Annotated in this window: 15 protein-coding genes and 1 tRNA gene; 13 read left to right on the top strand and 3 right to left on the bottom strand. The window is 71.5% G+C overall.

The window, feature by feature from the left end; translation table 11 throughout:
• Window positions 1-156 precede the first annotated feature (156 nt).
• Entirely contained in the window at window positions 157-1,491 is a 1,335-nt protein-coding gene (locus ACFQRJ_RS05485) for an APC family permease (RefSeq protein WP_377017889.1), read from the bottom strand.
• Between the two features lie 199 nt (window positions 1,492-1,690).
• Here ACFQRJ_RS05485 and ACFQRJ_RS05480 point away from each other — a divergent pair, with 199 nt between their 5' ends.
• The 4 genes from ACFQRJ_RS05480 (at window position 1,691) to ACFQRJ_RS05465 (ending at window position 5,826) form a co-directional block, all read left to right on the top strand.
• The gene (locus ACFQRJ_RS05480; protein ID WP_377017887.1) at window positions 1,691-2,740 is read left to right on the top strand and encodes an iron-siderophore ABC transporter substrate-binding protein; all 1,050 of its coding nucleotides are present in this window, start codon (window positions 1,691-1,693) and stop codon (window positions 2,738-2,740) included.
• Between the two features lie 16 nt (window positions 2,741-2,756).
• The gene (locus tag ACFQRJ_RS05475; protein ID WP_377017885.1) at window positions 2,757-3,827 is read left to right on the top strand and encodes a FecCD family ABC transporter permease; all 1,071 of its coding nucleotides are present in this window, start codon (window positions 2,757-2,759) and stop codon (window positions 3,825-3,827) included.
• A 248-nt stretch (window positions 3,828-4,075) separates the two neighbouring features.
• A complete protein-coding gene (locus tag ACFQRJ_RS05470) occupies window positions 4,076-5,002 on the top strand; it encodes a FecCD family ABC transporter permease (protein WP_377017883.1) in 927 nt (308 codons plus the stop codon).
• Window positions 4,999-5,826 carry an ABC transporter ATP-binding protein gene (locus ACFQRJ_RS05465; protein WP_377017881.1) on the top strand — a complete coding sequence of 276 codons (828 nt, stop codon included), beginning with the start codon at window positions 4,999-5,001 and terminating at the stop codon, window positions 5,824-5,826. Before ACFQRJ_RS05470 ends, ACFQRJ_RS05465 begins: the two co-directional genes overlap by 4 nt.
• 183 nt (window positions 5,827-6,009) lie before the next feature.
• On the opposite strand, the gene ACFQRJ_RS05460 is transcribed toward ACFQRJ_RS05465, so the two are convergent.
• On the bottom strand, window positions 6,010-6,615 hold the full coding sequence (locus ACFQRJ_RS05460) for a TetR/AcrR family transcriptional regulator (RefSeq protein WP_377017879.1): 606 nt from the start codon (window positions 6,613-6,615) through the stop codon (window positions 6,010-6,012).
• A 131-nt stretch (window positions 6,616-6,746) separates the two neighbouring features.
• Here ACFQRJ_RS05460 and ACFQRJ_RS05455 point away from each other — a divergent pair, with 131 nt between their 5' ends.
• The 8 genes from ACFQRJ_RS05455 (at window position 6,747) to ACFQRJ_RS05420 (ending at window position 12,171) form a co-directional block, all read left to right on the top strand.
• A complete protein-coding gene (locus ACFQRJ_RS05455) occupies window positions 6,747-7,778 on the top strand; it encodes an aldo/keto reductase (RefSeq protein WP_377017877.1) in 1,032 nt (343 codons plus the stop codon).
• A gap of 411 nt (window positions 7,779-8,189) precedes the next feature.
• Window positions 8,190-8,480: a 30S ribosomal protein S6 gene (rpsF, locus tag ACFQRJ_RS05450; RefSeq protein WP_377017875.1), complete on the top strand. Its 291-nt coding sequence runs from the start codon at window positions 8,190-8,192 to the stop codon at window positions 8,478-8,480.
• Window positions 8,481-8,536: 56 nt separating this feature from the next.
• Window positions 8,537-9,085, top strand: a complete 549-nt coding sequence (locus tag ACFQRJ_RS05445) for a single-stranded DNA-binding protein (RefSeq protein WP_377017873.1) — start codon at window positions 8,537-8,539, stop codon at window positions 9,083-9,085.
• Between the two features lie 117 nt (window positions 9,086-9,202).
• The gene (gene rpsR / locus ACFQRJ_RS05440; RefSeq protein WP_377017871.1) at window positions 9,203-9,439 is read left to right on the top strand and encodes a 30S ribosomal protein S18; all 237 of its coding nucleotides are present in this window, start codon (window positions 9,203-9,205) and stop codon (window positions 9,437-9,439) included.
• A 17-nt stretch (window positions 9,440-9,456) separates the two neighbouring features.
• Window positions 9,457-9,927 (top strand): 50S ribosomal protein L9, encoded by a 471-nt coding sequence (rplI, locus tag ACFQRJ_RS05435; protein WP_377017869.1) that lies wholly within the window; start codon window positions 9,457-9,459, stop codon window positions 9,925-9,927.
• 136 nt (window positions 9,928-10,063) lie between these two features.
• Entirely contained in the window at window positions 10,064-10,348 is a 285-nt protein-coding gene (locus tag ACFQRJ_RS05430; protein ID WP_377017867.1) for a hypothetical protein, read from the top strand.
• A 186-nt stretch (window positions 10,349-10,534) separates the two neighbouring features.
• Entirely contained in the window at window positions 10,535-11,893 is a 1,359-nt protein-coding gene (locus ACFQRJ_RS05425) for an amino acid permease (RefSeq protein ID WP_377018130.1), read from the top strand.
• A gap of 194 nt (window positions 11,894-12,087) precedes the next feature.
• Window positions 12,088-12,171, top strand: a tRNA-Leu gene (locus ACFQRJ_RS05420).
• Between the two features lie 360 nt (window positions 12,172-12,531).
• On the opposite strand, the gene ACFQRJ_RS05415 is transcribed toward ACFQRJ_RS05420, so the two are convergent.
• Window positions 12,532-13,089, bottom strand: coding sequence for a TetR/AcrR family transcriptional regulator (locus ACFQRJ_RS05415; RefSeq protein ID WP_377017865.1), 558 nt, complete (start codon window positions 13,087-13,089; stop codon window positions 12,532-12,534).
• A gap of 83 nt (window positions 13,090-13,172) precedes the next feature.
• Here ACFQRJ_RS05415 and ACFQRJ_RS05410 point away from each other — a divergent pair, with 83 nt between their 5' ends.
• Complete coding sequence (locus ACFQRJ_RS05410) at window positions 13,173-14,102, top strand: SDR family NAD(P)-dependent oxidoreductase (RefSeq protein WP_377017863.1); 930 nt, start codon at window positions 13,173-13,175, stop codon at window positions 14,100-14,102.
• Window positions 14,103-14,104 lie beyond the last annotated feature (2 nt).

The raw sequence follows: 14,104 nt of genomic DNA, 5'->3' as shown, positions 1-14,104 counted from the left end.
GACCACCGGGGCGGGCCCTCTCTGCCAGGGCTCTGACCAAAGACGGGACGTCATTCGAGGGTGGCCCGTCACATGCAGGCCGCCCTCGAATGACCGCCCACCGGTGGTCAGCTCACGAGCGCCGGTGGTGGTCAGCTGACTCCCGGGTCTCGCCGCTCAGGTCGTCGTCGTGCGGCGGCGCCGCCAGGCCGCGAACAGTGCGAGCAGAGCCCCGACCGCCAGGATCGGCAGCCCGAGCTTCCACACGGCGGCCTCTACCTGCGTCATCAGCAGCACGCACGAGAGCAGGCCGGCGATGGGCAGCACCGCCGGCACGCGGAAATGGCGCTGGTCGACCCGGTCACGGCGCAGCACCAGCACCGCGGCGTTCACGGCGACGAACACCACCAGCAGCAGCAGCACCATGGTGCTGGCGAGCACGTCGATGGTGCCGGTCAGCGCCAGGAGCAGCGAGAGTGCGGTGGTGACGATGATCGCGACCCAGGGAGTCCGCCGGCGGGGCAGGACGCGGGTTAGGGGCCGCGGCAGCAGCCCGTCCCGCGCCATCCCGTAGGCCAGGCGGGAGGACATGATCCCGGTCAGCAGCGCGCCGTTGGCGACGGCGACCAGGGCGACCACGCTGAACACGACGGGCGGGATGATGCCGGCGGCGGAGACCACCTGCAGCAGCGGAGCGCTGGAGTCGGCGAGCTCGGCGGTGGGGACCACGGCCGCGGCCGCGGCGCCCACCAGGGCGTAGATGAGGCCGGCGACGATCAGCGCGCCGAACAGTGCGCGCGGGTAGGAGCGGGCGGGGTCCTTGGTCTCCTCGGCGATGTTCACGCTGGTCTCGAAGCCGACGTAGGAGTAGAAGGCGAGGATGCTGCCGGCCAGCACCGCGGCGACCGGCCCGTTCTCCGGGGTGCCCAGCTCGGTGAGCCGCCCCAGGTCGCCGTCCCCGCGGCCCACGACGATCGCGCCCAGCACGATCACCGCCAGCAGCCCACTGACCTCGATGATCGTCGCCACCCGGTTCGCGCCGAGCGACTCGGAGATGCCGCGGGCGTTCAGCAGCGCGAGCAGGGCCAGGAACACGATCACCACGAGGAAGGTCGGCAGGGAGACGAACTCCGCGAGATAGTCCCCGGCGAAGCCCAGGGAGAGGGCCCCGACGGAGACGACGCCGGCGGCCAGCATGCAGAAGCCCACCAGGAAGCCGGCGAACGGACCGAACGCCCGGGTCGCGTAGTGGGAGGAACCGCCGGCCTGCGGATACTTCGTGGCCAGCTCCGCATACGAGCCGGCGGTCAGCAGCGCCATCAGGAGTGCGACGACCAGCGGCACCCAGACCGCTCCGCCGGCCAGTGCGGCCACCTCTCCGGCCAGCACATAGACACCGGCGCCGAGCACGTCTCCGAGGATGAACAGGAACAGCCCCGTGGTGGTCACCGCGCGACGCAGGCTGGTGCGGTCGGCGGCTGTGGTGCTGGAGCTGCTCCCGGTGCTGGTCATCCCGCAAAGATAGCTATGACCGGCGCAGATGCCCGGACCGCTCGGTCGTGCACGGTGTCGGGGCGCCGGGGATCGCTGTTGTCCAGATCACTGAATCGCTCGTGGACGCCGGTTTCCCCGCCAATTACGTGAGGCTAGGCTTGCCTAAGTCGCTGGGAGGTCCCCGGTGGCCCGTCCCGTCCTCGTACGCAGGAGAGCCATGAGCCCCGTCCCCGCCCGCCCGACCCGTCGTTCCTGGATCGCCGGAGCGCTCGCCGCGCCCCTGGCCCTGGCCGCATGCAGCGGCGACGGGCAGGAATCCGGCTCGAACGGCTCCGACGGCGGCGGCGCCGGCGACTTCAGCCCCGTCACGATCGAGCACGCCCTGGGAACCGCGGAGATCACCGCCAAGCCCGAGCGCATCGTGACCCTGGGCCAGGGCTCCGCCGAGACCGCGATCGCCCTGGGCATCATCCCCGTCGGCGTCGAGGAGTACCCGTGGGGAGCGGACGAGACCGGATACCTGCCGTGGATCCACGAAGCCGTGACCGACGCCGGCGGCGAGCTGCCGACCCAGTTCACCGGCGCCACCGAACTCGACGTCGAGGCGATCCTCGAGCTCAGCCCCGACGTGATCCTGGCGCCGTGGTCCGGGCTCACCCAGGAGCAGTTCGACGTGCTCACCGACATCGCCCCCACCGTCGCCTACGCGGAGCAGCCCTGGGTGATCACCTGGGAGGAGCAGATCACCACCATCGGCAAGGCCCTCGGCGAGGACGAGGCCGCCGCGGGCCTGATCGACGAGATCACGGCGACCTTCGAGGAGTCCGCCCAGCCCGGCTACGCGGACTACACCTTCTCCTTCATCTACAACGACGGGCCCGGCACCCTCGGGGTGTTCTACGAGAACGAGCAGCGTGTCGCCATGGTCCGCGGTCTCGGCCTCACCGTCGACCCGGTCAACCAGGAGCTCGACGAATGGGATGTGCCCGGCACGGACTCGGCCATGATCGGGCTCGAGAACGCGGACAAGCTCGCCGGGTCCGACCTCATCTTCACCTTCTACTCCGACGAGGCCAACCGCAAGGAGACGGAGGCGCAGGAGCTCTACGCCTCCATCCCCGCAGTCGCCAGCGGCGCGATCGTGGCCCCCACCGACCAGTCCTTCGTCACCGGCTCCTCGATCATCACGCCGCTGACGGTGCCCTGGGCGCTCGAGCGGTACATCCCGATGATCGACGAGGCGATCGCCAAGGTCGCCTCGGCCTGAGCCGGGCCGCATCCACGTGAGCCGGATATCCGCGACCCGCCGACCCCGGGCCGACGACCCCGCCGACGGGGCGAGCCTCCCGTCGGCCGATCGGCCCGCGCGCAGGCGCATATCGCCGTGGCTCGCCCTCGGGCTGGCCACCGTCCTGCTCGCGCTCGCCGCGGTGGCGAGCCTGTTCCTCGGGACGCGGGAGACCGATCTCGAGGCGGTGTGGGCGGTGCTGCGCGGGGAGGGCAGCGACTACATGCGGGAGGTGGTCGCGGCCCGCGAACCCCGAACCGTGCTCGGCGCCGTGGTGGGTGCGGCTCTCGCCGCCTCGGGCATGCTCATCCAGGGCGTCACCCGCAATCCCCTCGGCGAGCCCGGACTGCTCGGCGTCACCTCGGGTGCCTCGGCCGCCGTGGTCACCGCCACCGCGTTCCTCGGCTTCTCCGGCGGCACCGCCATGGTGTGGGTCGCGCTGCCCGGCGCCCTGCTCGCCGTGGCCGTGGTCCACCTGCTGGGCCGCCCGGCCGGCACTCACTCGGTGGTGCCGCTGATCCTCGCCGGCGCGGTGATCTCCGCGGTGCTGTACGCCTACATCCAGGCCATGATCCTCACGCGCCCCGCCGTGTTCGACTCCTACCGGTACTGGGTGGTCGGGTCCCTGGCCGGGGCCTCCTACGACACGCTCGCCGCAGTCGCGCCGACGCTGGTGATCGGCCTGGCGCTCGCGATCGTGGTCGTGCCCGGACTGAACACCCTGGCCCTCGGGGACGACGTCGCCACCGCCCTGGGCACCCCCGTGAGCCTGCTGCGCGCCGGTGCCCTGCTGGCCGCCACCCTGCTGGCGGCGGCCGCGACCGCCGCGGTCGGACCGATCGCCTTCGTCGGCCTCGCCGTGCCCCATCTCGTGCGCGCCATGGTGGGCAGCGAGCACCGGTGGCAGCTGCCCCTGTGCCTCGTCCTCGGCGGGGCGCTGCTGCTGGGGTCCGACGTCCTCGCGCGCAGCCTCGCCCACCCCGAGCTGATGGTCGGCGTGGTCACCGCCTTCGCCGGTGCCCCGTTCCTGCTGCTGGCCGTGCGCCGTGGGACGGTGAACGCCTGATGGAAGGCCCGACGACGTCCGCGACGACTCCCAGCGCCCCGACGAGCCATGCGCTGATCGGCGGTGCGCCTGCAGGCCAGGGCACGAGGGGCCATGCTCCGACAGGGCAGGCCCCGACAGATCATGAACCGGCGGGCCATGAACCGTCGGGCCGTGCCCCGACGCCTCGCCCACCCGCGCGCCGCGCGCCGCTGCCCCGAGCCGTGGCGGTAGGGGTGCTGCTGGTCAGCGGGATCCTCGCCGGAGGCTTGGCGACGCTGGCTTGGGGACCGCTCGGCGTGACCGCGCCGGATCTGCTCGCGGCCGCCCGGGGCGAGGCCGGCACCAAGGCCATGTTCGTCCTGGAGCGCCTGCGCGGGCCCCGCCTGCTGGTCGGCATCGGCGCGGGCCTCGCGTTCGGGCTCGCCGGAGCCCTGTTCCAGACCGTCACCCGCAACCCGCTGGGCAGCCCCGACGTGATCGGCCTGGGCAGCGGCGCCGGGGCCGGCGTGGCGCTGGGCACGCTGCTGGCACCCGGTCTCGTGCCCGCCCCCGTCGGCGCGGTCCTCGGCGCCGGGGTCGCCATCACCCTGGTGTACGTCTCCACGGGGCTGGGCTTCACCTCTCCGGCGCGGGTGATCATCACCGGCATCGGCGTCAACGCGATGGCGCTCGCCGTGACCCAGTACGTGGTCGCCGTGGCGCTGCGCGATGCGTCCTCCCAGCTCGCCGGGTACCTGGTGGGAACCCTGAACTCCCGCAGCCTCGACCAGGCCCTGTTCATCGCCGTGGCTCTGCTGGTGCTGATCCCGCCGGTGGCCGTCCTCTCGCACGACCTGCAGATGATGGACCTCGGCGACCAGCTGGCCGACGCCCTCGGTGGCTCCGCCCACCGCACCCGGACCTGGGCGATCGTCCTGGCGGCGCTGCTGGCCGCCGCGGCCGTCGCCGTCGCGGGGCCGATCGCCTTCGTCGCCCTCGCCGCCCCGCACATCGCCCGCCGGCTGGCCGGCGCCCCCGGGCCGCACCTCATCCTCTCCGCGCTGGTCGGGGCGCTCATCATCGTCCTGGCTGACTTCACCGTCCAGCACGTCGGCCCCGTCGAGAACCTGCCCGTCGGCGTCATCACCGCCGGTGTGGGCGGGATCTACCTCGGCTACCTGCTGATCACCACCTGGAGGAGGGCCGACGCATGAGCGCCGGACGCACCGATCCCCATGGCGCATCCTCGCTGCGCCTGGAGGCCGCCACCATCGCCTACGGCGCGAAGCCCGTCCTCGAGCAGCTCGACTTCGAGGTGCCGCGAGGCGTGTTCACGGCGGTGATCGGCCCCAACGGCTGCGGGAAGTCGACGATGCTGAAGGCCCTCGCCCGCACCCTGCGCCCGCGCGCCGGCACGGTCCGGCTCGATGACCGGCCGCTCGGGCAGTGGCGCTCGAGAGCAGTCGCCCGGCGCATCGGCCTGCTCCCGCAGGACCCCGTCGTCCCCGACGGCATCACGGTCCGGGCGCTGGTCGCACGCGGACGGCACCCGTATCACTCGCCGTTGCGGCAGCGCGTGCCCGGGGACGAGGAGGCGGTGGCGGCAGCGATGGCCGCCACCGGGGTCGAGGACATCGCCGAGCATCCGGTCGCCGGGCTCTCGGGCGGCCAGCGTCAGCGCGCATGGATCGCGATGATCCTCGCCCAGGACACCGAGTACGTGCTGCTGGACGAGCCCACGTCGTTCTTGGACATCTCCCATCAGATCGACGTGCTGCACCTGTGCCAGGACATGCGGGAGCAGGGCCGCACCGTCGTCGGCGTCCTGCACGACCTGAACCAGGCCGCGCGCTACGCCGACCATCTCGTGGTGATGGATGCCGGCCGCATCGTGGCCACCGGCCCGCCGGCGCAGGTGCTGCGGGCCGACCTGGTCCGCGACGTGTTCTCCCTCCGCGCGGAGGTCACGCTCGACCCCCAGAGCGGGAGCCCGATGGTGATCCCGCGCCGCCGCGAGCCGGACCCCTCGCAGCCGTGACATGCCGGGGCGGTCGCGGCCTGGACGCCGACGGCTGTGACATGCCGGGGCGGCTGCGGTCTGGACCCTGGCGGCTGTGACATGCCGGGGCGGTTTCGGCCGTTCCACCGTTCCGTGTCGCTGCGGCCACGTATCGGTGGAATCGATGCGCGCGTCGGAGCCGATCTCGTGGGAGAAACGGGCTCAGCCCGTCACCGAGAGCCCGTCCAGGAAGATCGCGACCATCCGCTCGGAGAAGCCGTCGGCACCACCGGGCACCGGCTGGGACAGCAGCGCGATCGCCGTCAGCACCTCGCGGGCGCTGACGTCATCCCGCGCCTCGCCGGCCGCGGCCGCCCGGTCCAGCAGGCCCTGGAGCGCCGGGACCAGCTGTTCCAGCAGCTGGTCCGGCAGTCCCTCGTAGGCCGGATCGCCGGAGTGCAGCGCTGAGGCCAGCCCCTGTTTGGTGCCGACGAACTCCGTGAAACGACCGATCCAGGCCACCAGCGCAGCGCGCGGTCCGGCGCCGCTGCTGAACTCGTCGGCCGCGGTGACGCACTCGTCGATCTCATGCTGGAGCACGGCGACGATGAGGTCCGACCGGCGCGGATAGTGGCGGTAGAGGGTTCCCACTCCCACCCCGGCGAGGTCGGTGATCTGCTTGGCCGGCACATCGACCCCGCTCTGGGCGAACGCCGTCTTGGCGGCATCGAGCAGCGCCGCGGCGCTGCGCTTCGCATCCGAGCGCTGACGCCGAGGCGGCCCGGCACCGTCCGGCGCTCCCGCGGCGGGCGTGGTCGATCGCGACATCTGGTCCTCCCGTGTGGCCCTTCCCTTGCCAAGCGGAAAGGCGTTCCGTATTGTTCCGGAATGGGCTTCCGCTTCGCGCAGTCTACGTCCCGGAGCCTGCCACCCGCACCCCTCACCACTCGGAGGACACCATGCAGTACCGCACTCTCGGCAGGACAGGCATCCAGGTCAGCCCCTATGGGCTGGGAGCCCTCATGTTCGCCACCCAGATGGGCAACGACGCCGAGGAGTCCGCCCGCATCATCCACAAGGCGCTGGACGGCGGCATCAACCTCATCGACACCGCCGACGCCTACGCGGACTCGGAGGAGGTCGTCGGCCGTGCGCTCCAGGGCCGACGCGACGACGTCGTCCTGACCACCAAGTTCGGCCTCCCCGACCGGGCCGCGGCCGGCGTGCCGAACCGGCAGGGCGGCTCCCGGCGCTGGATCACCCGGGCGGTCGAGAACTCCCTGCGACGCCTGCAGACCGACTACATCGACGTCTACCAGCTCCAGCGTCCCGACCCCGCCACCGACATCGAGGAGACCCTCTCGGCGCTGACCGACCTGGTGCGGGCCGGCAAGATCCGCGCCTTCGGCACCTCGACCATGCCTGCCTCGGACCTGGTGCAGGCGCACTGGACGGCCGAGCGGCGCGGGCTCGAGCGGCCCCGCACGGAGCAGCCGCCGTACTCAATCCTCAACCGCGGCATCGAGCGCGAGGTGCTGCCGGTGGCGCAGGAGTGCGGCATGGGTGTGCTGACCTGGGGGCCGCTCGGGCACGGGATGCTCACCGGCAGGGTGCGACGTGGCCAGGACACCGACGTGATCCGCGCGAAGTTCCTGCCCAGGGCGTTCACCGACGAGGCGCGTCTGGACGTGGTCGAGCAGCTCGCCCCGCTGGCGGCCGAGGCAGGGCTCTCGATGCCGCACCTGGCGATGGCCTTCGCGATCTCGCACCCGGGCGTGACCAGCGCACTGGTGGGAGCGCGGACCATGGCCCATCTCGACGATCTCCTGGAGGGCCTGGACACCGTGCTGAGCGACGACGTCCTGGACCGGATCGACGAGATCGTCCCGCCCGGCACCGACATCGGCGTGCTCGACCAGGCCTACGTGCCCCCGGCCCTCGCCGAGGTCGAGCGGCGCCGCCGCCCGGTGGGACAGCGCTCGGCCGCCTGAGCTCGGCCCTCCGGCCTCGGCTCTCGGTGCCTGCCCGGGACGCCGCGCTGGACCCTGGTAGCCGGGGCATCCCGGCGCGGCCCCGGCCGTTCCACCGATACGTGTCACTGTCGCCACGTATCGGTGAAATGGTGGGCGTGTCGAGGCCAGCCAGCGGCCTGCCGACGGTGGACCGCCGACCTGGCAGCCCCCTGCCAACGCCGCGCCAACCCCCTGCCGGCTCCCGGACAGCGGCGTGCCCGCCCTGTGATCCCCCGCGCACGTCCACAGCATCCCTGGCCCGCACCCCCGCGTGCGGGTAGTCTGTGCCGGTCCGTGAAGTGCATCGCCGATGTCCTCTCCGGGCGGCATGAACCCTCCTGCCACGGAGAGACCGTGGCCGCAGAGACCACAGGAGGTGGGTACCAGAACATGCGTAAGTACGAAATGGTCGTGATCCTCGACCCGTCCATCGATGAGCGGACCGTCAGCGCAACCTTCGAGAAGCTCGTCCAGGTCATCCCGACCGAGGGCGGCACCATCGACAACGTCGACGTCTGGGGCAAGCGCAAGTTCGCCTACGAGATCGACAAGAAGTCCGAGGGCATCTACATCGTCCTGTCGTTCACGGCCAGCTCCGAGACCGCTCAGGAGCTCGATCGCCGCCTCGGCCTCAACGAGTCCGTCGTGCGCACCAAGCTGATGCGCCTCGACGGCAAGTGATCTGCGCTCACTGATCCCCGCACCACCCTTACCGACCCCGGAGCAGAGGAGCACCCATGGCGAATGACACCGTCATCACGGTGATCGGCAACCTCACCGCTGATCCCGAGCTGCGTTTCACGCAGTCCGGCATCGCGGTCGCGTCGTTCACCATCGCGTCCACCCCCCGCACCTTCGACCGTCAGGCGAATGAGTGGAAGGACGGCGAGGCTCTGTTCCTGCGCTGCTCCATCTGGCGCGACGCCGCGGAGAACGTCGCGGAGTCGCTGGAGAAGGGCACCCGCGTCATCGCGCAGGGCCGCCTCAAGCAGCGCTCCTTCACCGACCGTGAGGGCAACAACCGCACGAGCATCGAGCTGGACGTCGACGAGATCGGCCCCTCGCTGCGCTACGCCACCGCCAAGGCCAACAAGGTCCAGCGCGGAGGCGGCGGTGGTGGCCGCGGCGGCTTCGGCGGTGGCGCCCCCCAGGGCGGTGCCCCGCAGGGCGGCGGCTACGGCGGCCAGGGTGGCCAGGGCGGTTACAGCAACGCGCCGCAGGGCGCCCCCGACGCCGACCCGTGGGCCGGCGGCAACCAGGGCGGGTACGACGACCCGCCCTTCTGATCGGGACGACGGGCGCTACACCCAGGTGCTGCGGCTCGTGCCGACCAGCGTTCACACCGAATCCATTCCATCCCGGGTCGATGCCCGGGCTCCCCTCAGGAAAGAAGGAGCACCACGATGGCCAAGCCTGTTCTTCGCAAGCCGAAGAAGAAGCAGAACCCCCTGAAGACCGCCGGTCTCGAGACCGTCGATTACAAGGACGCCGCGCTGCTGCGCAAGTTCATCTCCGACCGCGGAAAGATCCGCGCCCGTCGGGTGACCGGCGTCTCCGTCCAGGAACAGCGCAAGATCGCGAAGGCCGTGAAGAACGCCCGCGAGATCGCGATCCTGCCGTACTCGACCTCCGGCCGCTGAGCGAGGAAGGGACGAACATGACCACCAAGCTCATCCTCACCAACGAGGTCACGGGCCTCGGAGCCGCCGGGGACATCGTCGATGTCCGGGACGGCTACGCCCGTAACTTCCTCCTGCCCCGCGGTCTCGCGACCCCGTGGACCAAGGGCGGTCAGCGTCAGCTCGACCAGATCCGTGCCGCCCGCGGCAAGCGCGCGATCGCGACCCTGGAGGAGGCCCAGGCTCTCAAGGCCAGCCTCGAGTCCAAGCCCCTGGTCGTCGCCGAGCGCGCCGGCGAGAACGGCCGCCTGTTCGGCGCCGTCTCCTCCAAGGAGGTCGCCGAGGCCGTCAAGGAGACCTTCGACAAGGACATCGACCGTCGCACCGTCGAGTTCCCGACCCCGATCCGCTCGCTCGGCGAGCACAAGGCCACGGTGCGCCTGCACGACGAGATCTTCGCGAACCTCGTCATCCAGGTCGTCGCCGCCAAGGCGTCTGCCAAGGCCTGAACGACCCGCTCGACGTCCGCGTCGACCGCTGAGGATGCCCCGCACCGCTCTGGTGCGGGGCATCTTCGTCTCCGGGCGCTGTGCGGGCAGGCCCCGTCGTGCGACCCCCGTCGTGCGACCGCGATAGATTCGTCCCATGTTCGGACGCGCGAAGCAGCAGCAGGCACGGATCGAGTCGCTCGAGCGACGGGTCCGCGAGCTCGACGGGCTCGTCGGCCATCTGGCTGAACGTGCGGGGCTCAGCGAGACGGAGCGGCTGCATCTGCGCGAGACCGCCGGGCCGAGCATCCCCGAGCAGTGCCGCCGACTCGTGGCGGAGGGGAAGATCATCCAGGCCATCAAGGTGTACCGCGAGCAGACCGGCGCCGGACTGGCGGAGGCCAAGGACGCCATCGACGCCTATCGCGGCCGCACTTCCTGATCGTCCTCGGGGACGTCCCGGCGGCTTCGAGCACGCCGCGCGCCCGGTGAGCACGCAGTCACCCCGGATTCTGGCTACCCTCGTGCGGTGACCTCTCCAGCTTCCTCTCCCGGCCCCGCGACCGACGGCGCCTCGCCGGCCTCCTCCACCGACGGCCACCTCGCCCGTTCCCTCGGCCATGGCCAGATGGCCATGATCGCCATGGGCTCGGCCCTGGGCACCGGGCTCTTCCTCGGGTCCGGCGAGGCGATCGGCATCGCCGGACCGGCGGTGATCATCTCTTTCGCGATCGGTTCCCTGATCGCCGCGACCATCGCGCTGGCCATGGGGGAGATGGCCTCTCTCCATCCCGTGCGCGGCGGCTTCGGCACGCTCGCGGCGCGCTACCTCTCCCCGTTCTGGGGATACCTCTCGCGCTGGCTGTACTGGATCGTCACGGTCTCGGTCACCGGCGCCGAGCTCGTCGCCTGTGCCGCCTACCTCGCGTACTGGGTCCCGGCGATCCCCGTCTGGGCGGGCATCCTGCTGTTCGCCGCGGTGATCATCGCGATCAACCTCGCCAGCGTCGGCTCGTTCGGGACGGTCGAGTTCTTCCTGTCTTCGATCAAGGTCATCGCCGTGGTGGTATTCATCCTGGTCGGCCTGATCCTGGTGTTCGTCGGCATGCCGAGCGCGCCGGCCCCGGGGCTCAGCGAGCTCACGGCCGACGGCGGCTTCGCCCCGATGGGCTGGGCCGCCGTGTGGGTCGCCCTCTCGGTCGTGATGTTCTCCTTCGGCGGCATCGAGCTGCTGTCCATCACTGCCGCCGAAGCCAAGGATCCTGCCCGCTCGATCCGCACCGCCGCCCGCACCACCATCGTGCGCCTGGCGTTCTTCTACGTGCTCTGCATCGGCATCGTCGTCGCGCTCGTGCCCTGGCAGCAGGCCGCCGGCACCGGTGAGGACGTCGCCACCTCCCCGTTCGTGATGGTCTTCGACCGCATCGGCATCCCCGGCGCCGCCCACATCACCAACCTGCTGGTGCTGATCGCCGCACTATCGGCGGCCAACGCGAACCTCTATGCCGGCTCCCGCATGCTGCACTCCCTGGCCTCCGACGGGCTCGCGCCCCGGTTCGCCGCGGCGATCACTCGCAGCCGGGTGCCCGTCGTCGGCATCGCGTGCAGCTCGCTCGGCATCATCGCCGCCGCGGCCCTCGCCTTCAGCGGTGTGGGCGGAGTGTTCGGCTACATGATGAGCCTGGTCGTCTTCGCCGTGCTGATGGTGTGGTCACTGATCCTGGCCAGCTACATCTCCTTCCGCCGCACGGGGGCCACCGGGGCGACGTTCCGCATGCCGGGCGGGACGGCGACCGCGGTGGTGGGACTGATCGGCCTCGGCGCCGTGTTCGCCACGGTCGCGGTGCGGCCCAGCATGCAGGTGGCGGCTCTGGTCGGCGTCCCGGCGGTGCTGGTGGCGACCATCCTCTACTTCGCCATCGCGCGGCGCCGGATCGACCCGGACGACGTGGAGGCCGCCTTCGACGAGGCGGAGCGGATGCGCTGAGGTCCCACTTCGGATGACCGGGGCCGGGATGGCCTCGGTCGGCCTCCCTGGGCCTGCGCGTCGCACGTGCCTCGTCCGATCCGGCGGCGTGGCGTTCGTTACTGTGCGCCGTGTCGTTTTGAGCGGGGCGGCACCCGAGGGGTAACCTAGAGCAATCTTCGGTCTCGGTGAGTGATCCCCGGTGCCGAAGGCACGCGCGAGTGGCGGAATTGGTAGACGCGCACGGTTCAGGTCCGTGTGCTCGGAAGAGCGTGGGGGTTCAAGTCCCCCCTCGCGCACCGCAGGAATTTCCCCGGTTCACCCAGGTGGGCCGGGGATTTTCGCGTCCGGGGGCAGCCGCACCCGCGGGCCATCCGCGGGCGGCCCCACATGTACTGCCCCCACACGTGGACGGGCCCCATCCGCAGACGCCCCCACCGGCGGACGGTCCCCACCCGCATAGGGTCCCGACCCGATCGCTGGATCCGCGACCCTGTTGCTTAGCGCGCGCGATTCCAACAGGCTCACGGATCTCGCGGATCTCGCGGATCTCGCGGGCCTCACGGACCTCATGGAGCGCGCGGGCCTCACGGGTCTCACGGATCTCGCGGCCCTCACGGCTCCCACGGATCTGGCGAATCTCGTGGGTCTCAGGGTGCTCACGGCGCGGGGCGATCGTCCCGTGGGGGTGCCAGCCCGGAGAGCATGATGTCGAGCAGGAGATCCTGGTCCTGGCCGTTCCCGAGTCGGACGGCATGCTCCACGCCGCAGACCAGCCGCTGGACCTGGCCGATCGAGAGGTCGGGGCGCACCGCACCGGCGGCGACGGCGGCGTCGAGCAGCGCGCCGGCACGGTCGAAGAGCTCCGCGCGCAGTGCTCGCGCCTCCGTGGAGACGTCGTCCGCGAACCACATCTGCTGGAGCCCCTCGTGCTCGAGCTGTGTCCGCACCGCGCCGCGGAGGAACCGTACGAATCCCCGGCCCGCGTCGGGCTCCTCGGCTGCTGTACGGGCCAGGTCCACGGTCTGCTCCAGGGCATCGAACGAGAGCGCCTCGATGAGTGCCGTGACGGTGGGGAAGTGCCGGTAGACCGTCCCCACCCCGACTCCCGCGGCTCGCGCGACCTCGTTCAGGCGCAGATCGTCGAGGGGGCAGCCGCGGGCGGCTTCCAGAATCTTGGCGCGTGACCTCGCGGCATCCGATCGCAGTGCAGGCATGCAGGCATCCTACGCGATGCGGATAGCCCATCCGTTTGTGGGGTACGCTGAAGCGGATCAACTATCCGAATCGAGGAGCTCCCATGTCCTGGTACCCCACACACCTTCCGGACCTCAGCGGTCGCACCTACGCCATCACCGGGGCGACCGGCGGCATCGGCTACTTCGCCGCCGAGCAGCTCGCGGCGGCGGGCGCCGAGGTCGTATTAGCCTCCCGGTCGCGCGCCAAGCTCGACGTGGCCGCGGCGGCGATCCGCGCCCGGGCTCCGCACGCGGTGACGCACCCCATCGCCGTCGATCTCACGTCCCTGGCATCCGTGGCCGAGGGGGCCGAGCAGCTCGCGTCGCTGCCGCGCCTGGACGGGATCTTCCTCAACGGAGGGCCGATGCAGCTCTCCGCCGGCGCCACGACGCAGGACGGGCTGCCGCTGATGACCGGCGCGCACACGGTCGCGAACCTCGCCCTGGTCGCGGGTCTGCTGCCTGCGCTGGTGCGGCAGGGGGCCTCGGCCGATCGCTTCCCGCGCATCGTGCACGCCTCGACCGGTTTCGTCACGAGGTTCCCCATGGATGTCTCGGCACCGCGCACCGCGCCGCGGCTGGGCATCGCGGCCTACACCAAGGCCAAGACACTCACCGAGGTGTTCGCCTTCGAGCTGGACCGGCGACTTCGGGCCGCGGAGCTGCCCGTGGCCTCGATCGTCACCAAGCCCGGGGTGGGCGTCGATGCCAAGACACCAGAGCGCGCGGGGATCCGGGACTCCTCGGTGAGCTACCAGCGCAACCCGCTCACCCCCTGGGCACAGGGGAAGGACACGGCGGCCTGGTCGGGAGTGCGCGCGCTGGCCGACCCGGAGGCGGCGGGCGGGCAGTACTACGGGCCTGCGGGGAGCTTTCGCGGCCTCCCGGTGCTGGGGACCCCGGCGGCTCACACCGCTGCCCCCGATCCGCAGCTCGCCGATGCGATCTGGGAGCAGCTCGAGCAGCTGGCAGGAGTGAGCGTGCCCGTCTGAGG

It is taken from the genome of Brachybacterium sp. GCM10030252 (assembly GCF_042666535.1).
Classification (GTDB): Bacteria; Actinomycetota; Actinomycetes; order Actinomycetales; family Dermabacteraceae; genus Brachybacterium.
This window is presented reverse-complemented; position numbering and strand designations above follow the sequence as displayed.